The 22,790-nt window shown below is 48.2% G+C and carries 20 protein-coding genes; 18 read left to right on the top strand and 2 right to left on the bottom strand.

Annotation, left to right across the window (positions count from 1 at the left end):
* The first annotated feature begins 135 nt into the window (after positions 1 to 135).
* The 6 genes from ACIFQM_RS21875 to pyk all read left to right on the top strand — a co-directional run bounded on the left by ACIFQM_RS21875 (position 136) and on the right by pyk (position 8,415).
* Positions 136 to 3,834, top strand: a complete 3,699-nt coding sequence (locus ACIFQM_RS21875; RefSeq protein ID WP_430037765.1) for a DNA polymerase III subunit alpha — start codon at positions 136 to 138, stop codon at positions 3,832 to 3,834.
* Positions 3,835 to 3,962: 128 nt separating this feature from the next.
* Positions 3,963 to 4,460, top strand: a complete 498-nt coding sequence (locus ACIFQM_RS21870) for a phosphatidylglycerophosphatase A family protein (RefSeq protein ID WP_430037768.1) — start codon at positions 3,963 to 3,965, stop codon at positions 4,458 to 4,460.
* A 153-nt stretch (positions 4,461 to 4,613) separates the two neighbouring features.
* Entirely contained in the window at positions 4,614 to 4,802 is a 189-nt protein-coding gene (locus ACIFQM_RS21865; RefSeq protein WP_013309585.1) for a hypothetical protein, read from the top strand.
* Between the two features lie 181 nt (positions 4,803 to 4,983).
* On the top strand, positions 4,984 to 5,877 hold the full coding sequence (accD, locus tag ACIFQM_RS21860) for an acetyl-CoA carboxylase, carboxyltransferase subunit beta (protein ID WP_430037771.1): 894 nt from the start codon (positions 4,984 to 4,986) through the stop codon (positions 5,875 to 5,877).
* Complete coding sequence (locus tag ACIFQM_RS21855; RefSeq protein ID WP_430037774.1) at positions 5,878 to 6,861, top strand: acetyl-CoA carboxylase carboxyltransferase subunit alpha; 984 nt, start codon at positions 5,878 to 5,880, stop codon at positions 6,859 to 6,861. It abuts the gene before it with no gap.
* Positions 6,862 to 6,984: 123 nt separating this feature from the next.
* The gene (pyk, locus tag ACIFQM_RS21850; protein WP_044648779.1) at positions 6,985 to 8,415 is read left to right on the top strand and encodes a pyruvate kinase; all 1,431 of its coding nucleotides are present in this window, start codon (positions 6,985 to 6,987) and stop codon (positions 8,413 to 8,415) included.
* A gap of 106 nt (positions 8,416 to 8,521) precedes the next feature.
* Here pyk and ACIFQM_RS21845 read toward each other — a convergent pair whose 3' ends face one another.
* Positions 8,522 to 9,412: a LysR family transcriptional regulator gene (locus ACIFQM_RS21845; RefSeq protein ID WP_430037777.1), complete on the bottom strand. Its 891-nt coding sequence runs from the start codon at positions 9,410 to 9,412 to the stop codon at positions 8,522 to 8,524.
* A 207-nt stretch (positions 9,413 to 9,619) separates the two neighbouring features.
* On the opposite strand from ACIFQM_RS21845, the gene ACIFQM_RS21840 reads away from it, so the two are divergent.
* From ACIFQM_RS21840 to ACIFQM_RS21810, 7 genes are all read left to right on the top strand, one after another.
* Positions 9,620 to 10,543, top strand: a complete 924-nt coding sequence (locus tag ACIFQM_RS21840; protein ID WP_430037780.1) for a phosphate ABC transporter substrate-binding protein PstS family protein — start codon at positions 9,620 to 9,622, stop codon at positions 10,541 to 10,543.
* 111 nt (positions 10,544 to 10,654) lie between these two features.
* Positions 10,655 to 11,587, top strand: a complete 933-nt coding sequence (gene pstC / locus ACIFQM_RS21835; protein WP_430037783.1) for a phosphate ABC transporter permease subunit PstC — start codon at positions 10,655 to 10,657, stop codon at positions 11,585 to 11,587.
* The gene (pstA, locus tag ACIFQM_RS21830) at positions 11,587 to 12,483 is read left to right on the top strand and encodes a phosphate ABC transporter permease PstA (RefSeq protein ID WP_014280701.1); all 897 of its coding nucleotides are present in this window, start codon (positions 11,587 to 11,589) and stop codon (positions 12,481 to 12,483) included. The genes pstC and pstA overlap by 1 nt, the downstream gene beginning before the upstream one ends.
* A gap of 16 nt (positions 12,484 to 12,499) precedes the next feature.
* The gene (gene pstB / locus ACIFQM_RS21825) at positions 12,500 to 13,333 is read left to right on the top strand and encodes a phosphate ABC transporter ATP-binding protein PstB (protein WP_430037786.1); all 834 of its coding nucleotides are present in this window, start codon (positions 12,500 to 12,502) and stop codon (positions 13,331 to 13,333) included.
* Positions 13,334 to 13,597: 264 nt separating this feature from the next.
* On the top strand, positions 13,598 to 14,887 hold the full coding sequence (gene pelA / locus ACIFQM_RS21820) for a pectate lyase (RefSeq protein WP_430037789.1): 1,290 nt from the start codon (positions 13,598 to 13,600) through the stop codon (positions 14,885 to 14,887).
* A 137-nt stretch (positions 14,888 to 15,024) separates the two neighbouring features.
* Positions 15,025 to 15,543, top strand: coding sequence for an acyl-CoA thioesterase (locus ACIFQM_RS21815; RefSeq protein ID WP_430037792.1), 519 nt, complete (start codon positions 15,025 to 15,027; stop codon positions 15,541 to 15,543).
* Positions 15,540 to 15,938 (top strand): FxsA family protein, encoded by a 399-nt coding sequence (locus ACIFQM_RS21810; protein WP_013309596.1) that lies wholly within the window; start codon positions 15,540 to 15,542, stop codon positions 15,936 to 15,938. The genes ACIFQM_RS21815 and ACIFQM_RS21810 overlap by 4 nt, the downstream gene beginning before the upstream one ends.
* 32 nt (positions 15,939 to 15,970) lie before the next feature.
* On the opposite strand, the gene ytvI is transcribed toward ACIFQM_RS21810, so the two are convergent.
* Positions 15,971 to 17,089 carry a sporulation integral membrane protein YtvI gene (gene ytvI / locus ACIFQM_RS21805; RefSeq protein ID WP_430066119.1) on the bottom strand — a complete coding sequence of 373 codons (1,119 nt, stop codon included), beginning with the start codon at positions 17,087 to 17,089 and terminating at the stop codon, positions 15,971 to 15,973.
* A gap of 344 nt (positions 17,090 to 17,433) precedes the next feature.
* Here ytvI and citZ point away from each other — a divergent pair, with 344 nt between their 5' ends.
* The 5 genes from citZ to ACIFQM_RS21780 all read left to right on the top strand — a co-directional run bounded on the left by citZ (position 17,434) and on the right by ACIFQM_RS21780 (position 22,662).
* Positions 17,434 to 18,546, top strand: a complete 1,113-nt coding sequence (gene citZ, locus ACIFQM_RS21800) for a citrate synthase (RefSeq protein WP_430037798.1) — start codon at positions 17,434 to 17,436, stop codon at positions 18,544 to 18,546.
* Positions 18,547 to 18,697: 151 nt separating this feature from the next.
* Positions 18,698 to 19,993 carry an NADP-dependent isocitrate dehydrogenase gene (gene icd, locus ACIFQM_RS21795; RefSeq protein WP_430037801.1) on the top strand — a complete coding sequence of 432 codons (1,296 nt, stop codon included), beginning with the start codon at positions 18,698 to 18,700 and terminating at the stop codon, positions 19,991 to 19,993.
* Positions 19,994 to 20,008: 15 nt separating this feature from the next.
* Complete coding sequence (gene mdh / locus ACIFQM_RS21790) at positions 20,009 to 20,950, top strand: malate dehydrogenase (protein WP_430066117.1); 942 nt, start codon at positions 20,009 to 20,011, stop codon at positions 20,948 to 20,950.
* A gap of 209 nt (positions 20,951 to 21,159) precedes the next feature.
* Entirely contained in the window at positions 21,160 to 21,576 is a 417-nt protein-coding gene (locus ACIFQM_RS21785; RefSeq protein WP_430037807.1) for a hypothetical protein, read from the top strand.
* A gap of 216 nt (positions 21,577 to 21,792) precedes the next feature.
* Positions 21,793 to 22,662 carry an SDR family oxidoreductase gene (locus ACIFQM_RS21780; protein ID WP_430037810.1) on the top strand — a complete coding sequence of 290 codons (870 nt, stop codon included), beginning with the start codon at positions 21,793 to 21,795 and terminating at the stop codon, positions 22,660 to 22,662.
* The last annotated feature ends 128 nt before the right edge of the window (positions 22,663 to 22,790 follow it).

The raw sequence follows: 22,790 nt of genomic DNA, 5'->3' as shown, positions 1-22,790 counted from the left end.
TTTTCCTCCTATAAGGTATACGAATCAGGACCGCGCTTGTCCGCCCGGGTCTGTACTTTTATTGTATGGGCGCTACCAGCGCGGATATGATAAAATAGTTTGAAGAAAAACAAGCGGTGAAAGGAAGAGAAGCGCATGAGTTCATTTGTGCATTTGCATGTTCACAGCGAGTATAGCCTGCTGGACGGCGCGGCTCGTACCGCGGAGTTGGTCAAACAGGCATCAGCTTACGGAATGAAGGCACTGGCCCTTACGGATCACGGGGTGATGTATGGTGCCATTCCTTTTTACAGAGCGTGTGTAGAGAACGGCATGAAGCCGATTATCGGGTGTGAGGCCTATATGACGGCTGGCTCGCGCAAGGAGCGTGGCAGCCGAAAGGATCAGCCCATATATCATTTAATTTTGCTCGCCAAAAATAAAACAGGCTATCAAAATCTGATGAAGCTGTGCTCTATTGGCCATTTGGAGGGCTTTCACTACAAGCCACGTATCGACATGGAAGCGCTGGCTACCCACCATGAAGGCATCATATGCTTAAGCGCATGTTTGGGCGGTGAAGTGCCGCAGCATTTGCTGCATGGCCGGGAAGCCGAAGCACGACGGGCAGCGGAACGCTACCGCAACATTTTTGGCGATGATTTTTATCTGGAGCTTCAGGATCACGGTCTGTCGGAGCAAAAGCGCGTAAATCCTCTGTTGATCGCGTTAGCGAAGGAACTGGATATTCCGCTGGTAGCGACGAATGACGTGCACTACCTGACTGAGCCGGATGCAGATGTACAAGACGTTCTGATTTGCATTGGAACTGGCAAGACAGTCGACGACGAGGAGCGCTTGCGTATACCGACCCGTCAGTTGTACTTGAAAAGCCAGGAGGAGATGGCTCGTTTGTTCCCCCATGTGGCGGAAGCCATCGACAATACAGTGCGTATTGCTGAAAAATGCGAATTGGAACTGGAATTTGGGCAATCCATTTTGCCTGAATATCGTCCGCTGCCGGAAGGCATGACTCCTTCGTCCTATCTGTGCAGTTTGTGTGTGCAAGGGCTGGAGCGTCGTTATGGGAGTGATCTGGCGTGGGAACAACCGGAGCAACGAGAAAGGCTGGAGCAGCGGCTCAGTTATGAGCTGAACACGATTGACAGCATGGGATTCAGTGATTATTTTCTGATCGTGTGGGATTTTATCGCTTTCGCTCATAAGCATCATATTGCTACCGGCCCAGGACGGGGTTCCTCCGCGGGCAGTCTGGTCGCTTATGTACTTCATATCACGAATGTGGATCCCCTGAAATATAACCTGCTGTTTGAACGGTTTCTGAATCCTGAACGGATTAGCATGCCGGATATAGATATTGATTTCAGCGATGAACGACGGGATGAGGTTATCGACTATGTGGTGCAGAAGTACGGTAACGAGCATGTAGCGCAAATTATTACCTTCGGAACGCTGGCGGCAAGAGCCGCAGTGCGTGACGTTGGGCGTGCGTTGAATGTACCGTATGGCGAGGTGGACAAGGCGGCCAAGCTGATTCCGGCGCAGCTCGGGATTAATATCCGTCATGCGCTTGAGATCACCCCTGAGCTGAAAACACTGTATGAAACCAAGCCCAAGACGCGTGAACTGCTGGATATGGCGATTAAAGTAGAGGGCATGCCACGTCATGCTTCAACCCATGCGGCGGGTGTCGTCATTTCGCGGACTCCGCTGACTGATGCAGTACCGCTTCAAGAGGGGAGTGAAGGGGTTCCCTTGACGCAATACTCGATGGAAAATCTGGAGCGGATCGGTTTGCTGAAAATGGATTTTCTTGGGCTGCGCACTCTCTCTATTATTGAACGCTGTATGCGTTGGATTACCGAAGAACATGGGGAAACGCCTGATTTTAGTCTCATTCCTGACAATGACCCACATACCTATGACATGCTAGGCAAAGGCGACACAGGCGGTGTGTTTCAGCTGGAGTCGGCGGGGGTACGCCGGGTGCTCAAGGATCTAAAGCCAAGTGTGTTCGAGGATATTATTTCTGTACTGGCCTTGTATCGTCCGGGTCCAATGGGCTTCATTCCTAACTTTATTCAGGCCAAACACGGGGAGATTGAGGTTCATTATCCGCATCCTGATCTGGAGCCGATCCTGAAGGATACGTACGGCATTATCGTGTATCAGGAACAAATCATGCAGATTGCTTCGCGCATGGCTGGCTTTTCCCTGGGAGAAGCCGATCTGCTGCGTCGCGCCGTATCCAAGAAAAAACGCGAAGTGCTGGACCTTGAGCGTGGCCATTTTGTGGAGGGCAGTGTCAAGCAGGGTTATACAGAAGAGGAAGCTGGAAGAGTCTACGATATGATTGTCCGTTTTGCGGACTATGGATTTCCGCGTGCACATGCGGCTGCCTATGGTGTGCTAGCGTTCCAGACGGCGTATCTTAAAGCCCATTATCCGGTGCAGTTTATGGCTTCCATGCTGACAGCGGTGATGGGTAGCCACCGGAAAGTGGCGGAATATGTCGTCGAATGCCGTCGAATGGATATGGCGGTTCTGCCGCCTGATGTAAATGAAAGCGGGGTGCTGTTTACCCCGTTGCAGCAGGGGAATATCCGCTTCGGACTTGCCGCGATTAAAAATGTTGGCACGCAGGCGATGGAAAGTATTCTCGCCGTTCGCAAGGAGCGTCCTTTTGACAGCCTGCTCGATTTTTGTCGTCGCGTGGATTTGCGTGTGTGCAATAAGCGGGTGATTGAATCGCTCATCCAGGCAGGGGCGTTTGACTCGTTGCCAGGTCATCGTGCGCAGTTGATTGCCATGCTGGATGAAACAGTGGATGCAGCGGTCAAATGGCGCAAGGAACGTGACGATTTGCAAATAGATATGTTCGGTTTTGTGGAAATGCCCAATTGGGATATCGAATATCCCGATGTACCGAAATTCAGTGCGGGTCAGCAGCTAGAGCTGGAACGTGAGCTGTTGGGACTGTATCTGTCCGGGCATCCACTGGATGATTTTGAGTCGTTGCTGGAAAGCAGCGATGCAGAGCGTCTGATGGAATTGGGCGATGTGCCGGATGAAGCGGTTGTCGTGACCGCAGGTATGGTTGTGTCGCTCAAGACGATTACGACCAAACAGGGGAAGGCTATGGCCTTTATCGAGCTGGAGGATCAGATTGAGCGCTGCGAGGTCGTGTTGTTTCCCGAAGTGTGGAAGCGAAGCCACCAGTGGATTGAAAAGGGAGCGCTGCTTGCGTTTCGTGCCAAAATGCAGCACCAGGACGAGCATTTCAAGCTCCTTGCGGACGAGGCCGCCCCGCTGGCGGAGGATTCATTGGCGCGGCTTCTCCAGCGCCGACGTGCTGGGGCGCGTTCGTCCGCCGCGGCCGGAAAGCCCGCGTCAGCGGCTGGCTCTGCCGCTGGCGGCCCCGGCGGGCGAGCGCCGCGCGTGCCGTCGAGTCCGTCGGCAGCCGAGTCGTCTGCGCAGCCGACTACGGCGCCAGCGGTCCCGCCCGTTTCGGTGGCCCGCCCGGCCACAGGCACTACGCCGCACGTCACGGAAGCGGCTCCCAGCGAACAAACCTCGGCTCCGCGTGGTTCGGAGCCGTCAGCCCGTCAGCGGGTGTTTGTCAAAATCACCCGCCAGGCTGAGGAGGATGCCAGCTTGCTGGTCAGCCTCAAGGCGCTGCTACAGGAGCATCCCGGTGCGTTGCCTACCGTACTCTTTTATGAGAGCAGCCAGCGTTTGCTGGCGTTGAGTGATGCTTACAGCATCAAGCCTTCGCCTCAGCTTTTCGACCGGATGGAGTCCATGCTGGGGGCAGGCACGGTGAAAGTTAAATAATGAACATTTTCCTCCCCTCCCGCATACACTTGGAACACTGGAGGAACAGGAACATCAGCACTTATCCAACATCATAAGGTTCCGCAAGCTGGAAGACAGAAATGTATGGTGAAGGCGGGAGGGAAATCATGACCTATGAATATGCAGAAACCCTGTTAATTCGCAGAGGTATTAGTATCGAGTCCATAGCGGACATTGTTTTTCAGCTTCAGCTAAAATATTACCCTCATTTGACCATTGAAGAATGTGTGGACAGCGTAAAGGCAGTTTTGCAGAAGCGGGAAGTGCAGTATACGCTGTTCACGGGTATTGCGCTTGATGAGCTGGCCGAAAAAAAACTTCTTCCCCAGCCGCTACAAGCCATTATGGAGGCAGATGAACCCCTGTACGGAGTGGACGAGACGCTGGCCCTCGGGATTACGAGCGTGTATGGTATGATTGGCTTGACCAGTTTTGGTTATCTGGATAAAGAAAAGACGGGAATCATTGAACAGCTAAACCGTAAAGGCAGCGGTATTCATGTATTTCTGGACGATCTGGTCGCCGGACTGGCAGCTGCCGCTTCTTCGCGCATTGCTCATCGCAGTCCTCATGCCAAGCAATACCCCGTGTCATTGGACACTTGATTCACCTGCACGAACAGAGTCAATGATTTTCTGGGCCCTCTGACCGATCTTGACCGAGCAGAAGGGCTTTTGTTGCGGGAAAAAAGTAAGGTATGTTATCATGAGTCTATTATATGGGCTCAAAACTTGAGGCTTAGGGGGTAGAAACAAGGCATGTGGACGGTGATCTATATTGCACCGACGGCCAGACTGGCTGACATGATTAAGCTCAAACTGTCGGAAGAAGGTTTTATGGTGCAGGCCCGGGCCATCAGCGCATCCAAGCAGCAGTTTGAGATACTTGTGCCTTCGGGTGAAGTCGAAGAAATACAGGAAGTGCTTAATTCGATTTTGCGCCCTTGAGTCCGGAACGGCGGAAGTGATACAGCAGCATGAATGGAACAAAGGATGCACGATCGGCGGTAATGTTTTGCAAAACAGGCGTTGACGTGTGTATAAACATAATGCTAAGAGATGCCGCACAGACGGCAGAGGACCTTGTATCGGTTACGGCTGACAAATAAACGGCTGGAGAGGTGTAGTTGTGTTTAAAGATTTATTCCAAAAGAAGCGTAAATACGCGACCATCCCTTCGGAACGGGCGCTGAGCGGCGATCAAGCGGACATGCCGGATCGTCCCAAACGGGAAATTCCCGAAGGTCTTATGACCAAATGTGGCAAATGCGGAAGCATTCAATACAGTAAAGAGTTAGAAAAAAATCTGAAAGTGTGTCCAGTATGCGGACACCATATGCGTCTTAATGCTATGGATCGTATTCGCATGGTGCTCGATGAAGATACATTTACAGAATATGATGCCGATATGATTTCGGTTGATCCGCTGGGTTTTCCGGGTTATGCAAGCAAGCTGGAACAGCAGACGCTGAAATCCGGTTTGCGAGAGGCTGTCATTACGGGCGATGGGCTCATTTATGGGCTTCCGGTTGTTGTTGCAGTGATGAGTTTTGACTTTTTCACTGGAAGCATGGGATCGGTCGTCGGGGAGAAAATTACCCGCGCTATTGAGCAGGCGATAGACAAGCGTCTTCCGCTTATTATTTTCTCCACATCTGGTGGGGCGCGTATGCAGGAAAGTATTTTGAGCCTGATGCAGATGGCCAAAACAAGTGCGGCTCTCGCTCGTATGGACGAGCAGGGCTTGCTCTATATTTCCGTTATCACCGATCCGACTACAGGTGGAGTATCCGCCAGCTTTGCTACACTTGGAGATATTAACATCGCGGAGCCGGGGGCAGTATTCGGTTTTGCCGGACGTATCGTGATCGAACAGACGATCAGACAGAAGCTACCGGACGATTTTCAAACCTCCGAATTTAATTTGCAGCACGGACAATTGGATATGGTTGTACATCGCAAGGAACTGCGCGATACACTTGGCCAACTGCTCGATTTGCACAGCGCGAAAGAGGTGGAATAAATGGCTGGCGAATTGCCTTTTGAAAAGCCCCTGGTCGAGATGCGACAGAAGATTGAAGAACTCAAGCAATTCGGACAGGATAAGCAAATTGATTTTACCGATGAAATTAACCGTCTGGAGGAACGTTATCTCCAGATGGAGGAAGAAATATATACGAACATTACAGCACCGCAAAAAATGCACGTGGCTCGTCATCATCAGCGACCGACATCACTTGATTTGATCGGGCAGGTGTTTACGGATTTCATTGAACTGCATGGCGACCGCCTGTATGGCGACGATCTGGCGGTCGTGGGTGGAATTGGCAAGCTGAATGGTATTCCGGTAACCGTTATTGGGCAGCAACGCGGCAAGGATACGAAGGATAATATTGCACGGTTTTTCGGGAGCGCGCACCCGGAGGGATTCCGTAAAGGCTTGCGTCTAATGCAGCAGGCTGACAAATTCAAACGCCCAATCATTACATTTATTGATACGAAGGGCGCTTATCCGGGTAATACAGCAGAGGAGAGAGGTCAATCGGAAGCGATAGCCCGCAATTTGCGGGAGATGGCAAAGCTTTCGGTGCCTGTTATTTGTGTGATCATCGGCGAGGGTGGAAGCGGCGGCGCACTTGCGTTTGCCGTCGGCAACCGTGTACTGATGCTGGAGCATGCCATCTATTCGGCTATTTCTCCAAACGGAGCGGCCTCGATTTTGTGGAAGGATGCTTCCAAGGCGGATCAGGCTGCCGAGGCCATGAAGATTACGGCGAATGACCTCCTGCGCATGGAGGTTATCGAGGATATCGTGCCGGAGCCGAAGGGGGGCGCTCATCGTAACTATGAAGTAACCGCTGCTGCTATCAAGGAGTCGCTGGAACGCCATTTAGCCGACCTTTTGAATATGAACTGCGACGAATTGAGGGAAGATCGGTATCAAAAGTTCCGAAAAATAGGCCAATATACCTTTTTAAAAACTTCGGAACCAGATCCTATGTTGTAATACGCTGGGAACGGGTAACAATAAATATGACGAACTTCCTATACAAATAGGAAAAAGTGTAGTAGATTTAATTGTTGGAAAAAGATATAAAGTAGCACCTTTGAAAACGGAGGAAAAACCCAAATGCGCAAAACTAAGATTGTATGTACCATCGGTCCTTCCAGTGAGTCATTGGAAAATGTGAAGAAACTGATTTTGGCTGGTATGAACGTAGCCCGCCTGAATTTCTCTCACGGTGATTTCGAGGAGCATGGCAACCGGATCAAAAATATCCGCCAAGCTTGTAAAGAGCTTAACAAAAATGTTGCTATTTTGCTCGATACGAAGGGGCCGGAAATCCGGACAGGAAAGCTCGAAGTTGAACCTATTGAGCTTGTTCAGGACGAGTATATTACGCTGACAACGGAAGAAATTCTCGGTACGAAAGATCGTATTTCCGTTACGTACCAGGATCTTCCCTCGGACGTGGAGCCCGGCTCCACCATTCTGATCGACGATGGTCTGATCGGACTCACCGTTATTGAAGTATCAGGCAGTGAAATCAAATGCCGCATTGTCAATGGCGGAACGATCAAGAGCAAGAAAGGCGTTAATGTTCCCGGCGTGAATATTTCCTTGCCAGGCATTACAGAAAAGGATGCTAACGACATCACTTTCGGTATTGAGCAGGACGTTGATTTCATCGCAGCTTCTTTTGTTCGTAAAGCGAGTGATGTACTGGAAATTCGTGAATTGCTGGCGAAGCATAATGCAAGTCACATTCAGATTATTTCCAAAATCGAAAATCAGCAAGGTGTCGACAACTTGGACGAAATTTTGGAAGCTTCGGATGGCCTGATGGTTGCCCGTGGTGACCTCGGTGTTGAAATTCCTGCTGAAGAAGTGCCATTGGCGCAAAAATTGATGATTACCAAGTGTAATGTAGCGGGCAAGCCTGTTATTACCGCAACACAAATGCTGGATTCCATGCAACGTAACCCGCGTCCGACTCGTGCGGAAGCGAGTGACGTAGCGAATGCCATTTTTGACGGAACAGATGCCATTATGCTGTCCGGTGAAACAGCTGCGGGTAAATATCCAGTAGAATCTGTATTGACGATGTCCCGTATTGCAGAGAAAGCAGAATCTGCTCTGAACTACCGTGATTTGTTCAAAAAACAAAGAACGGCTCAGGAAGTTAGTATTACGGAAGCGATCAGCCAATCCGTTTCTATTTCTGCGCTTGACCTGCATGCTAAAGCCATCCTGACGTCCACACAAAGCGGAACAACGGCGCGTATGATTTCCAAATACCGTCCACAAGCTCCGATTATTGCTGTGACAACGCAGGAAAGAACAGTTCGCCGCCTGGCTCTGATCTGGGGAGTACATGCAGTACAAGGCAAGCCTGTCGTGGACACGACGGACAAACTGATCGAAAACGCATTGGAAGGCGGTCGCAAATCCGGCCTCGTTAAAGAGGGCGATTTGGTTGTTATTACCGCAGGTATACCACTCGGTGCTTCTGGTTCTACCAACCTGATTAAAATTAGCTGTGTTCCTGCACAAGCGTAACTTTAGCTTATGCGGAATAACAGACAGGCTGTATCTTTTAGGTATGGCAGGGAGAGCATTCAAGTCACTTAGGACTTGGATGCTCTTTTTTTATGCTCTCCAGTTTCTAATCCTCCAGACCTTCTTTCCGTATAAAATCCAGAAATGCCTGCTGGAGCACGCTGAGATTAGTATCGCGTTGATACAGTATATTTATGTGATAACGCTCATGCTTCTCCTCGGCATCGGGCCAAGGAAGCCACTCTACCAACGGAGCGTCATTACCTTCGTTGTGAAGAACGCCACAGGCAGGGAAGAAGGCAAGTGCTTCCCCGACGCTTACCACTTGCTTTACCGCCTCCCATGAGTTCATTTCCAGATGGGGCTTGATTAGCGAGGAATACGGATCTACAACAGATGTCCCGCTATATCTCACCCATGTGTGCTTGTCCAGCATTTCAGTCCCCCAAATGTCCGTTGGCTTGGAAGAATGCTGTACAGACACAGACCTGATCACTCCAATCTGATCCGAAGCGACAGGCTCTGCCACCGTATGCTCGGGAGGATGTCCTCTGTCATCCAGAAAAGCAAAATCAATCTCTCCCTGTTGTAGAAGCAGTCTGACTTTATCCGGGGATTGAATGTCTAATCGAATTTGGCATTCTGGATATTGTTGAGCAAATGTAGCAATCATAGAGGGGAGTACATATGTGCCCGAGATGGACTCGGCGCCGAGGTGTAATTGTGCCTGCGACTGCTCTGCCAGTTCATTCACGGTTTGTCTTGCTTCTTGCTCCAGAGCAACCATCTGCTTGGCATAAGGCAGCAGTTTTTTGCCAGCTTCCGTCAGCATAATCCTTCCTTGTTGGGAGATGAACAGGGAGACACCCAGTTCCTTTTCCAGACTTTTCATATGAAAGCTGACGGTAGGCTGTTTAATGTGCAATGCCTCGGCCACATCCGTCGCCTTGTGGAATTTGTCGATCATCATTAAAATACGCAATTTTAAAATATTCATGGACTTGAACAGCTCTCCTTATATGGACATCATGTATAAAAAATTGACTATAGATTAATTATATACACAAAAACAATTTATCTATCAATATTTTATATTTCTTTTACAAAACCAAGTCGTTCGTCTAACATTCCAAGCCTACAATGTAAAAGTGTTGATGGTCATAAATAAAAAACCGTCACTTAAATAAGGGGAGGACAATAAAAAATGTTGAAAAAATGGCCGTTCATTCTGATGACTCTTACTATGGTATTTGCACTTGCAGCTTGTGGATCAGCTAACAATGCTGCACCACAAGGAGACGCTGCTACAGGAACAGACAATAAAGCAGCTACTGAACTGACAGGTAACATTCTGGCTGTTGGCTCCACTGCACTTCAACCATTGGTAGAGCAAGCGGGACAAAAATTTATGGCTGTAGATAAATATAAAGGAATTGCGGTTCAAGTGCAGGGCGGCGGTAGCGGTACGGGCTTAACTCAAGTTTCCGGCGGACAAGCGGATATCGGTAACTCCGATGTGTTTGCAAAAGAAAAGCTGGAGAGCGGTGCAGATGAGTTGGTTGACCACCAAGTAGCTGTTGTGGCTATGTCAGCAGTAGCCAATCCTAAAGCAGGCGTAACAGATTTGAAGAAAGATCAATTGGTACAAATTTTCACAGGTAAAATCACCAACTGGAAACAAGTTGGTGGCGCAGATCAAAAAATCGTTATCGTAAACCGTCCAAGCAGCTCCGGTACTCGTGCAACATTTGAAAAATATGCTTTGGGACAAAAAACGGAAGATCTGCCAGGCTCCATTCAGGAAGATTCCTCCGGTACTGTGAAAAAGCTGATTGCTGAAACACCGGGTGCGATTGGTTACCTCGCCCTGTCTTACATCGACAACACAGTAACAGCATTGAAATACGATGGTGTTGAAGCTAACGTGGAAAATGTAGAGCAAGGTAAATATCCAGTATGGGCATACGAGCATATGTACACCAAAGGTGAGCCAAAAGAGCATGTAAAAGCATTCCTGGATTACATTCTGTCTGATGAAATCCAAAAATCCGATGTCGTAGACCTGGGATACATCCCGGTGTCAGGCATGCAAGTTAAACGCGATGCTGACGGTAACATTACGAAATAAGGAGATATACACCTCCTGTTCGGATGAAATGCAGCTAAATGCAAGGTTATATTCACGGAGAAGAGGCGGACTAGCGTCCAGCCTCTATTCTTCCGTTAAAGGAGTCACAGTATGGAACCAATTGAAGGGAAGGCATACATGGAACAGAATAAACGATCCCGAGGTATGAAAGAAAGGCATTACTGGGAAGAATGGACCGGCCGCATTTATACGTCGGTTTGTGTCGTTTTTTTGGTTGCAGTTATTGTCTCCATCGTATTTTTTGTCGCCTCCAAGGGTGTAGCTACATTTGCGGTGAATGGAGTCAGTCTGCGAGATTTTTTCTTCGGTACCAAATGGAGCCCGGATGGTGAGCCCAAGTCCTTCGGCGCACTTCCGTTTATTACAGGCTCTTTTGCTGTAACCGTTCTGGCGGCCTTGATTGCCAGCCCGCTCAGCTTGTGTGCGGCTTTGTTTATGACCGAAATCGTACCGAAATCCGGTAAACGTATCCTTCAGCCTGCGATTGAATTGTTATCCGGTATTCCATCTGTAGTATACGGCTTTGTCGGCTTGACCGTAATTGTGCCGTTGCTGCGGGACGTGTTCGGGGGACAAGGCATCGGGATTCTCGCTGGCTGTCTCGTGTTGTCAGTGATGATTTTGCCGACCATTACGAGTATTATGGCGGATGCATTGTCATCCTTGCCAGGTGGCCTGCGCGAGTCCTCTTACGCCCTGGGCGCTACCCGCTGGCAGACCATTGCACGTGTTATTATTCCGACACTGCTGCCTGCTCTGTTAACAGGAATTATTCTTGGTATGGCTCGCGCCTTCGGGGAAGCGCTGGCTGTACAGATGGTGATCGGGAATGCTCCGCATATACCGCAATCCTTGCTGGAATCCGCTTCGACCTTGACCAGTGTTATTACACTTAGCATGGGCAATACAGCTATGGGCTCGGTTCATAACAATGCTCTCTGGAGCATGGCGCTTGTTCTCCTGCTCATGACATTCATCTTCGTGCTGCTGGTAAGGCTGCTTGAAAGGAGAAACCGGATTTGATGAAAGCTAAAACGACCGACAAAATCGCTACATTTGTAATCTGTTTCTTCGCATTGTTCATTGTCGCACTTCTGGTGGGACTGCTGGGATTCATTTTGGCACGCGGAGTCAGTCATATTTCCTTTGACTTTTTGACCAGTGCTCCTCAGACGTTACGCGCAGGTGGAGGCATCGGCCCGCAATTGTTCAACTCTGTATTTTTACTTATTCTAACCTTGATTATCACCATTCCCATTGGCTGGGGTGCGGGTATATACATGGCGCAATATGCGAAGCCGGGGAAAATTACGGACTTCATACGACTTGTCGTCGAGGTATTGTCTTCGTTTCCGTCCATTGTCATCGGTTTGTTTGGACTTTTACTGATCGTAAATACATTTAATTTTGGTTTTTCCCTGTTATCTGGAGCCCTGGCCTTGGCTGTATTCAACCTGCCGCTGATGGTTCGGACGACAGAACAGGCTTTCCGGGCTGTGCCCAAGGAGCAAAAGGAAGCCGGGCTTGCGCTCGGGCTGTCCAAGTGGAAAATCATTACCTCCATTTTGTTACCCGCTGCGTTGCCAAGTTTGATTACAGGGACGATTTTGGCCGCGGGCCGCATTTTCGGGGAAGCAGCAGCGTTGCTGTTTACAGCTGGGATGAGTACGCCGCCGCTTGATTTCACGGATTGGAATCCATTGCATGCCAGATCTCCCATTAATCCGATGCGTCCTGCCGAGACACTGGCTGTGCATATCTGGAAGGTTAACAGTGAAGGCATCGCTCCTGATTCCAAGGATATTGCCGCAGGTGCTTCCGCGGTATTGGTGCTGCTCGTACTTGCCTTCAACCTGATCGCAAGATGGTTCGGAAGAGTCGTCTACCGCCGGCTGACAGCTGCCAAACGGATGGATTAGAAAGGGGATGGGAAACATGGAACAAGTCATTACGCGAACGGCAACACCTGCAACATCCATACAATCTACGCGCTCGGAACAACTTGCGGTGCAAGCTCCACAACCATTCAGTACCGAGGATTTGAGCATCTATTACGGCAGCTTTGAGGCTGTGAAAAAAGTAAATCTGGCCTTTCCCAAGCAGACAGTGACCGCCCTGATCGGGCCTTCCGGCTGTGGTAAATCGACCTTTTTACGCTCCCTCAACCGGATGAATGACGAGATTGCGTCTTCTTCTACGACTGGGCACATCTGGATGGATGGGCAGGATTTGACCGCGCCGGGCACAGACGTGATCAAGCTGCGTCAGCAGATTGGCATGGTGTGGCAGCGTCCTAATCCGTTTTACAAATCCATTTACAATAACATCGCCTTCGGACCCAAATACCGGGGTGTTCGTAAAAAGAAACAGCTTGATGAAATCGTCGAAAGCAGTCTGCGTAAAGCGGCGTTATGGGATGAGGTCAAGGACCGCCTTCATGATTCCGCCCTGGCATTGTCTGGTGGACAGCAGCAGCGTCTTTGTATTGCGCGTGCGCTATCCGTCCAACCGAAAATTTTGTTGCTTGACGAGCCGGCCTCTGCGCTGGACCCTGTTTCTACAGGTAAGGTCGAAGAGCTGATTACCGAGTTGAAAAAAGATCTGCGCATCGTCATCGTAACGCACAATATGCAGCAGGCCGCACGGATTTCCGATTACACTGCTTATTTTTATATCGGGAGTCTGGTTGAGCATGGCAAAACGAATGATATTTTCACTAATCCTGAAAATGAGCTGACCCAGGAGTACATTATGGGCCGGTTTGGGTAAGCGACGCTGTTTGTCGACTTACTATACATGAGATAGGAAAAAAACCTCTTACTAATCCAGTATTAGTAAGAGGTTTTTTTAGTTTAGTAAACTCTTTCATTTGTATATAATAAAATATATTGATTATTTGGGTATATTTTCATATAATATAATTATCTATTTGTCCTGTATAAATAGTAGCCTAATTTGTCTATATATTGTACTTTTAAGCGTTGGGAATCGAATTATGCAAGAAGCTGAACTAAAACAAAGGGAGAGATTCAAATGAAGTTGAAATTGAGTTCAAAAGCAAGAATGATAGCGATTTCAGGTGCGGTGGTTACAGTTGCATCGGGACTCCTAAATCCCTCTTGGGTCGCGGCACAGGAAATTACGTCAGGTACAGGAGATTCAGTTCGTGAATCATCTACAGTCCCTTATGAGCTAACAACGGATTCAAATGTGGTACAGGCCGTTTATGGTGACGATGTGAATTCTAGTAATCTGGATGGTAATCAAATAATTAGACTATCGGCAGTGGCGAAACCTGCTGCTGTTGTCAATGCTGATAGCATCCTGGACAATATGCGTGATTTCAGCCAGTTTTCTACGGGGAATACATCCAAGGATACTGCGCTTGCCTTAAATATTGTATCCTGGCAATTGCCGCATGGCGGATTCTTCAAAGCTATGGAAAAGAATTATAAATCCAAGTGGGATGGCAAAGCTGCACGCTCTACCTGGAAGAGCAAGGATGGCGTAGAGCTGGGAACATTTGATAACGAGGCTACGACAACTGAAATTCGCTTTTTGGCGGATGTATACAAAAAAACAAAAAATAAAGACATCAAGAACAGTGTACAAAAAGCAGTTGACTTCGTTCTGACCTCTCAATATTCCTCCGGTGGCTGGCCGCAAGTATACCCTAAACGTGGAAATTATTCGGATGCCGTAACTTACAACGATGATGCAATGGTTAGAGTTATGGTTTTGGCTGACGATATTGTGAACAAGAAGCAGCCGTTTGATAGCGATATTCTGGACAATGCATATCGCTCCAAACTTCAGCAAGCACTAAAAAAAGGCATCCAGTACACCATTAAGTCTCAAATTGTAAATAATGGTACACCGACGATCTGGGGTGCACAGCATGATCCGTCTACTTATGCATCTGTTGCGGCCCGTGCATTTGAGCTTCCTTCCAAAACAACTACAGAGTCTGTAGGCATCACGGCCTTCTTGATGTCGCAACCGCAAACGTCTGAGGTGAAAAAAGCAGCTCAGAGCGCTTTGAAATGGTTTGATAGTAACCGGATCGACGGGATCAAATACAACCGTCAGGGTCCGACGTTTTTCCAAAAGGACGCATCAAGCGTAATGTGGTATCGCTTCTACAATGTGGAAGACAACAAGTATTTCTTTTCAGACCGGGATGGCAAAAAATATACGGACATTATGAAAATTAGTAAGGAAAGACGACTCGGTTATGCTTGGGCAGGAAGCCAGGCTAAGAGCCTGCTGAAGCTGGCCTCGGAAAGCGGATATTACAAACTGTCCAAGCCGTTGCCAAAATGATAAAGCCATCATTATAAAATGCTTGGGAGGGCGGAACCATCACGGTTCGGCCCTCTTTTTGTTCCGGGGCGGTAAATATGGTTTAATGGAGAGAGGGCAAAATAGAGATAAAGATGCACACAGATAGGAGAGCTTGTATGACACAAGAGGAGAAACAAACGGAATTGCGCTGGTATGGAGCACCGCTGCGTGTGCGTTATCAGGAAAGCGACCAAATGGGGGTCGTGTATCATGCCAATTATCTGAACTGGTTTGAGATCGGGCGTACGGAAATGATCCGGCAGGCAGGCTTTAACTATCGAAGCATGGAGGAACAAGGCGTTCTGCTGCCCGTTATCGAAATCAATGCGAAATATGTGAGTCCTGCCCGATATGATGATTTGATTACCATTTATACCGCGATTACGGACTTCTCCAGACTACGTCTGAACTACACTTATGAGGTCCGGCGTGTAACAGCTGAGGAGCATCAAAGCCAGGTGGGAAAGGTGTGGACACAGGCAGACACACTTCCGGGAGAGCTGCTCGTAACCGGGGTGACACGCCACGTATGGGTGAGCACTGAATGGAAGCCCGTCCGACTGGATCAGGCGTTGCCTAAGCTGTACACCGCGCTACGATCTGCGATGTCAGGCGGGGAGGGAGAGAAAGCATGATGATGCGCAAACGTCTGTGGCTGTTGCTGCTGCTTATTCCTCTGGCAGAGCTGTACGGGTTTATATGGGTAAGTCACTGGATTGGAGCGGGTAAAACCATTCTGCTTATCATTCTGACGACCCTGATCGGAGCCGCTATGATGCAATTTGAAGGACGCAAGGTCATTGCTGATGCGAAAAATGAAATGAATCGGGGACAAATGCCCGGCCGCAAAATGCTGGATGGATTATGTGTCTTTTTCGGCGGGAGCTTGCTGCTTATCCCTGGATTTTTAACGGATATTATCGGTTTTACGCTGGTTTTTCCTTTGACCCGTGCGTTGTACCGACGCTTTTTATTGAAATGGCTCGAGAAAAAAATGAAAAATGGCAGCATTACGTTTCGGCGGTTTTGACGTAAGCTGCCGTTTTTCCTACTCACATGATCTTAACGGACTCTTCCGGCAAGAATATAGTTGCGCAAGTCCTGAATGACATTGGCGCGATGGAGCGCGTCCACTACAATGAGGGACACAGGTCCGATAATCAGCCCCAACACACCAAACAGCTTGAGCCCGATGAACATCCCAATGAGGGTGGGAAGCGGGTTCAGACCCACGCTGCTTGCGAGCACCTTAGGTTCTACAATTTGCCGTCCCACCAACAGGATGATATAGAGGATCGACAATCCTACCCCTAATGCCAAATTACCCGACATATAGGCATATAAAATCCACGGAATCATCACAATGCCAACCCCTAAATAAGGAAGCAAATCAACCAGTCCGATCATCAAACCGATGGTGAAGGCGGATTCTACACGCAAAATGAACAGTCCAATAATGACGGTCACCGCAGTAATGGAGATTATAATAAACTGTGCGCGCAAATAACCAAACAACGCCTTGCGCAGATCGTGCCATATCCCCGACATGGGCTTGCGAATCGTATCAGGAACCGTATTCGAGAGCATTTGGCTATGTTGTTCCCAGTCTTTACTGATAAAAAATGCCGCTAATACAATAACCATCAGCACCGCGCCCATGTTAGGCAGAGAGGTCAGCAAATTCAGAATACCATTAAAAAATTGGGCAACCAGTGTGGTGACAGCCGAGCTTACCGTCTGGGTTGTTTTATCAATATTGTTGTTAATTGTATGGTAGTAATCCGGGTTATTGCGAATAAATTGGTTAATTTCATTAATCACATTTTGGATCAGATCGCTCTGAGTCCAGTCGATAAACAGGCTTTTAAAATGTTCAATATGCCCGTCAAAGGTCATGGTGAGCCTGATGATCTCTCGAACCATCCGAGTGATGGCCGCAGAGAGGACAATGGCGATTCCGCCTAAATATACAAATAACGAGACCGTGACAGCCATCCAACGTGGCAAGCGGGCCTGGCTGCGCAGAAAGTGAACGAGCGGATTCATGGCATAGGCCACAAGCCAGGCGAACAGGAAGGGATAGATGAGAGGGAACAGCACGTATATGCCCAACAACAGAGCTATAATCACGACTACGACCCAAAGAGCGCGAAATATGCGATTCAGGATCAACCGGCTCAAGCTCTCACGGCTCCTTTCTTTTACAGTTGATTCCATGAAATAAGTGCTTTACTATACATATGCGAGAAGGAGGTGAGACAAGACCTGTGTACAAAAGTGCAAATGGATTAAAAAATTATGTAAGGGGTTTCAAAAAAATATTTATAGAACCGATAAAACATTTGAATGTGTCGGAATAGCCCTGAATGTTCACATAAACGACAAAATCCAGTATAGTGAAAGAAGGTTTAAATATTGACATATGGCGTTAACATTACTTATTTATTTAAAAGGCAAAACTTACTTTTGAAAATGTTTACATTGCAAGTCCGTTCACAATGTTTTTACAAAGGAGAGATGTAACGATGACAGCGACTAAAGGTCTGGAAGGGATCGTAGCGACCACTTCCTCCATAAGCTCTATCGTAGATGGCGTTCTCACGTACCGGGGTTATAACATTGATGATTTGGCTGTTAACGCCGCTTTTGAAGAGGTAGCTTATTTGTTGTGGTTCGGAAAATTGCCTGATCAAGCCCAATTGCAGGAGCTTCGCGACCAACTAAGCGAATATGCTGCCATTCCGGATGAAATTATTACTCAATTAAAGCTGTACCCAAAAGATTTGAGCACGATGGCTGCCCTGAGATCAGCTGTATCGTCTCTTGCCTTGTATGACCCACAGGCGGATGATATGTCGAGAGAGGCCAATGTGATCAAAACCGTCAAGCTTCAGGCGCAATTGCCCACAATTGTGGCGGCCATAGCGCGTGTGCGCGAAGGGCTGGAGCCGATTGCGCCCAAGAAAGGTGTTTCTATCGCCGAAAACTTTCTGTATCAGCTTACTGGCAAAGACCCGGAAGAGACGGCTATCAAAGCGTTCGATCAGGCTCTTGTGCTGCATGCCGATCATGAATTGAATGCATCGACCTTTGCTGCACGCGTGACGGTAGCAACACTATCCGATATTTATTCCGGCATTACGTCGGCAATTGGAGCTTTGAAGGGACCACTGCATGGCGGAGCCAACGAAGCTGTTGCCAAAACCCTGGAGGAAATCGGCGGTTTGGATCAGGTGGATTCGTATATTCAGACCAAACTGGATAACCGCGAAAAAATTATGGGCTTTGGACATCGTGTGTATAAAAACGGTGATCCGCGTGCCAAGCATTTGCACAAAATGTCCCGCGAACTGGGCGAAATGAACGGCGATACGACGTTGTTCGATATTTCGGTTCGAATCGAGGAAATTGTGACTGGACAAAAGGGCTTGAAGCCAAATGTTGATTTTTACTCTGCCTCTGTTTATACCCAACTGGGTATCAAAAGAGACCTGTTCACACCGATCTTTGCCGTGAGTCGTGTATCCGGGTGGACTGCGCACATTTTGGAGCAGTACGAAAATAATCGTCTGATCCGTCCGCGTGCTGAATATACAGGTCCGATTGACCAAAAGTATGTGTCTCCGGAATTACGCTAATCACTTGTTGTACGAATATTGAGGCTGTATACCCTGAATTAAAAAAATAAGGTACAATAGAAGGGACGGCGAGAGATGCGCGTTTTTGTCTATGATGAAGATCACGTCTTTCGCCCTGTACCCATTCATATCTGAGGAGGAAAAGGAACTTATGGCGAAATTTGAAAAGTTTGAGCTCCCAACTGAAGGCGAAAAAATTACGATTGATAACGGTCAACTACAGGTTCCGAATCATCCGGTTATTCCATTTATCGAAGGCGATGGCACAGGCCGCGACATCTGGAAAGCATCCAAGCGCGTACTGGACGCAGCTGTAGATAAAGCATATAACGGCACCAAGAAGATTGCCTGGTATGAAGTATTCGCTGGTGAGAAAGCTTTCAATACATACGGCGAGTGGTTGCCTAACGATACCTTGGAAGCCATCCGTGAGTATATTGTAGCCATCAAAGGGCCGCTTACGACACCGATTGGCGGCGGCATTCGCTCTTTGAACGTGGCATTGCGTCAAGAGCTGGATCTGTACGTATGTCTGCGTCCTGTTCGTTACTTTAACGGTGTTCCGTCTCCGGTGAAGCGTCCTGAATTGGTAGACATGGTTATTTTCCGTGAGAATACCGAGGATATTTATGCGGGTATTGAATATGCCGAGGGCTCCGAGGACGTGAAAAAAGTCATTCAGTTCCTCCAACAGGAGCTGGGTGTGAACAAAATCCGTTTCCCAGAAACGTCAGGTATCGGGATCAAACCGGTTTCCTCCGAGGGCTCAAAACGTCTGGTGCGTGCAGCCATTCAGTATGCTGTTGACCACGGACGCAAGAGCGTAACGCTCGTACACAAAGGCAACATTATGAAATTTACCGAAGGTGCCTTCAAAAACTGGGGTTATGAAGTGGCTGAGGAAGAATTTGCAGATAAAGTATTCACTTGGGCTCAATATGATGCTATCAAGGAAAAAGATGGTGAAGATGCGGCAAATGCTGCTCAAAAAGCAGCTGAAGATGCAGGAAAAATCATCATTAAGGATGCGATCGCTGACATTGCACTGCAACAAGTGCTGACTCGTCCTTCCGAATTTGATGTTATTGCTACACTGAACCTGAACGGAGACTATCTGTCCGATGCGCTGGCTGCTCAAGTCGGTGGAATTGGTATCGCACCAGGTGCGAACATTAACTATGTAACTGGGCATGCTATCTTTGAGGCTACACACGGCACAGCGCCAAAATATGCTGACAAAGATGTCGTAAACCCTGGTTCCGTTATTTTGTCCGGCGTGATGATGCTTGAGCATTTGGGCTGGCACGAAGCGGCAAACCTGATTTACAAAGGACTGGAAACGTCCATTAATCAGAAAATCGTAACGTATGACTTTGCCCGTCTGATGGAAGGCGCTACACAAGTGAAATGCTCCGAGTTCGCAGATACCATTATTAGTAACCTGTAGAGAGGGGAATGCCACGTGACCATTCAACGCAAAAAAATATCCATTGTTGGCGCCGGTTTTACCGGTGCCACTACCGCATTGCTGCTGGCCCAAAAAGAGCTGGGTGATATCGTTCTGATCGATATTCCGCAACTTGAGAATCCGACCAAAGGCAAAGCGCTTGATATTTTAGAGGCCAGTCCTATTCAGGGATTTGACAGCCAGGTCACAGGCACTTCCAATTATGAGGATGCAGCCAACTCGGATATCGTCATTATTACAGCGGGGATTGCGCGCAAGCCAGGCATGAGCCGTGACGATTTGGTAAATACGAATGCAGGCATTGTAAAATCCGTATGTGAAAACGTGAAGAAGTATGCGCCGGATTCTATCGTCATTATTCTGAGTAATCCGGTCGATGCGATGACCTATACCGCCTATCAGACGCTCGGTTTCCCGAAAAATCGGGTCATCGGCCAATCTAGTGTGCTGGATACGGCGCGATATTGTACCTTTATTGCACAGGAACTGAACGTATCCGTCGAAGACGTGCGTGGCTTCGTATTGGGTGGTCACGGTGATGATATGGTGCCGCTGGTACGCTATTCCAGCGTTGGTGGTATCCCTATCGAAACCCTGATTTCGCAGGAACGTATCGAAGCGATTGTAGAACGGACGCGTGTCGGTGGCGGGGAGATAGTTAACCTGCTGGGTAATGGTAGCGCATACTATGCCCCGGCAGCCTCGCTTACGCAGATGACAGAAGCGATTGTGAAAGACAAAAAACGTATTATCCCGGTCATTGCCTATCTGGAGGGAGAGTACGGTTATCAGGACTTGTTCCTCGGCGTACCGACACTTCTTGGTGGTAATGGTATCGAAAAGGTGTTCGAGCTGGAATTGACCGACGAGGAAAAAGTAGCGCTTGATCAATCCGCCGAATCAGTCCGCAATGTAATTAAAATAGTAACCGTATAGGTTCGATTTTCTACTAAAACGGTATACTTTTACTTGAAGAGGTGTCCCAAAGCCATAGTTATGGCCGACGGACACCTCTTTATATAGAATTTAATTAATTTCCCCGGTATAATAGATTTCGTATGCGTTGATAGTGTACATAGAAAAGCATGTCCCAAAACACTGAAATGATGACATTCAGGTAAACAAAGAAATGGAGGCTGAAAACTATGTTTTTTATTCACATGATCGGATCGCTGGCGCTGGGTTTTTATATATTGCTCCCCTTCGTAGTTGGCAAAATCGACAAGCTGGCCCCCTCCGTGCAGGAAGGAACGATATCGGCTGTTCAACTATTGAACCGTTTGGCTCAATTTGCAATGATCATTTTGCTCGTTAGCGGCATCTATATGATTTTTGCTTGGGGTCCATATTCCGTAGCATGGATCGTCGTCGTTTTGCTGCTGTTTCTGGCTATCTCCGGCATCGCAGGTGCTATGGGCAAGCCGTTACGTTTATCGCTGGAAGCGATTCGTAACCAACAGCCCATTACGCAATACGCTGGAAAAATGCGCATGTTCAGTACATTGCTTGCGGTATTTCTGATCCTCATCACGTTTTTAATGGTATATAGCCATATTATTTAATGAAGCATTTTGCGAGTGGCTGCAAATCGAATGATACAAAATGCTAAATTGAAAAAAGCGGTTTGTGCTGAATAAGCACAATCCGTTTTTTTGTGCGTCCAACGAACCTCATACTCCTTTTTCGTTTAACGTACAAGCCCGTGTGGTAAATCAGGAGTAGGGTGGATACAAATGTTGCATCCTATAAGATATCTAATCTTGAAAGGAGAATGCACGATGGCCAAAAGCAATCAGACCCAACAAACCTTGCCCCCGCAGCATCAAGAACAGCAACCGGGGGTCGAGTCCAAAATGTCGCCTGCACCTCAATTTGAGAAGTCTACCTATAAGGCGGCTGGCAAGCTAACAGGCAAAGTCGCACTCATTAGCGGTGGAGATAGTGGAATTGGACGCGCAGTAGCTGTTACGTACGCCAAGGAAGGTGCTGACGTAGCTATCGTCTATCTGAACGAGCATAAGGATGCTGAGGAGACGAAGCGTCAAGTAGAGCAGGAGGACCGCAAATGCGTGCTGATCCCCGGCGATATCGGAGATGACCAATTTGCCAAAAAAGCAGTTCAGCAGACGGTTAACGAGCTGGGCAAGCTGGACATTGTCGTGAACAATGCCGCAGAGCAGCATCCACAGCAAAAGCTGGTGGATATCACGAAAGAGCAGCTGGAGCGTACATTCCGCACGAACATTTTCGGCATGTTTTTCCTGACGCAAGCAGCATTGCCGCATTTGAAGAAGGGCAGCGCAATTGTTAACACCACGTCGATTACGGCCTATGCTGGTAACAAGACACTCATTGATTATTCATCCACCAAAGGGGCGATTACTTCATTCACCCGTTCTCTTTCGCTCAATTTGGTCGATCAAGGCATTCGGGTAAACGCTGTCGCGCCGGGACCGATCTGGACACCGCTGATCCCTTCGACCTTTGATGCCAAGACCGTCAGCGAGTTCGGAGGGGCGCAGCCGATGAAACGTCCCGGTCAGCCGGAAGAATTGGCACCAGCCTATGTGTATCTCGCCTCAGATGATTCATCTTATGTAAGCGGGCAGGTTATCCATATCAACGGCGGTGAAGTCGTAAACGGATAAGAGAGAGGTTGGGGCATGTGTGCCCTGACCTTTTTTCCTTTTTAACAGTGGAACAAAAAGCAGGTGGCCTGTAGAATGGGACTTAACTTACAGCTGTTATGATCAAAAAATTTCTACTCAACTAAAGG

The sequence above is a fragment of the Paenibacillus sp. NRS-1782 genome, from assembly GCF_050467685.1.
GTDB classification, from domain to species: domain Bacteria; phylum Bacillota; class Bacilli; order Paenibacillales; family Paenibacillaceae; genus Paenibacillus; species Paenibacillus terrae_A.
This window is presented reverse-complemented; position numbering and strand designations above follow the sequence as displayed.

Coding starts and splice junctions, on each gene's coding strand:
- ACIFQM_RS21875 (WP_430037765.1), top strand. CDS start 136: ATGAGTTCATTTGTGCATTTGCATGTTCACAGCGAGTATAGCCTGCTG.
- ACIFQM_RS21870 (WP_430037768.1), top strand. CDS start 3,963: ATGACCTATGAATATGCAGAAACCCTGTTAATTCGCAGAGGTATTAGT.
- ACIFQM_RS21865 (WP_013309585.1), top strand. CDS start 4,614: ATGTGGACGGTGATCTATATTGCACCGACGGCCAGACTGGCTGACATG.
- ACIFQM_RS21855 (WP_430037774.1), top strand. CDS start 5,878: ATGGCTGGCGAATTGCCTTTTGAAAAGCCCCTGGTCGAGATGCGACAG.
- pyk (WP_044648779.1), top strand. CDS start 6,985: ATGCGCAAAACTAAGATTGTATGTACCATCGGTCCTTCCAGTGAGTCA.
- ACIFQM_RS21845 (WP_430037777.1), bottom strand. CDS start 9,412: ATGAATATTTTAAAATTGCGTATTTTAATGATGATCGACAAATTCCAC.
- ACIFQM_RS21840 (WP_430037780.1), top strand. CDS start 9,620: ATGTTGAAAAAATGGCCGTTCATTCTGATGACTCTTACTATGGTATTT.
- pstC (WP_430037783.1), top strand. CDS start 10,655: ATGGAACCAATTGAAGGGAAGGCATACATGGAACAGAATAAACGATCC.
- pstA (WP_014280701.1), top strand. CDS start 11,587: ATGAAAGCTAAAACGACCGACAAAATCGCTACATTTGTAATCTGTTTC.
- pstB (WP_430037786.1), top strand. CDS start 12,500: ATGGAACAAGTCATTACGCGAACGGCAACACCTGCAACATCCATACAA.
- pelA (WP_430037789.1), top strand. CDS start 13,598: ATGAAGTTGAAATTGAGTTCAAAAGCAAGAATGATAGCGATTTCAGGT.
- ACIFQM_RS21815 (WP_430037792.1), top strand. CDS start 15,025: ATGACACAAGAGGAGAAACAAACGGAATTGCGCTGGTATGGAGCACCG.
- ACIFQM_RS21810 (WP_013309596.1), top strand. CDS start 15,540: ATGATGATGCGCAAACGTCTGTGGCTGTTGCTGCTGCTTATTCCTCTG.
- citZ (WP_430037798.1), top strand. CDS start 17,434: ATGACAGCGACTAAAGGTCTGGAAGGGATCGTAGCGACCACTTCCTCC.
- icd (WP_430037801.1), top strand. CDS start 18,698: ATGGCGAAATTTGAAAAGTTTGAGCTCCCAACTGAAGGCGAAAAAATT.
- ACIFQM_RS21785 (WP_430037807.1), top strand. CDS start 21,160: ATGTTTTTTATTCACATGATCGGATCGCTGGCGCTGGGTTTTTATATA.
- ACIFQM_RS21780 (WP_430037810.1), top strand. CDS start 21,793: ATGGCCAAAAGCAATCAGACCCAACAAACCTTGCCCCCGCAGCATCAA.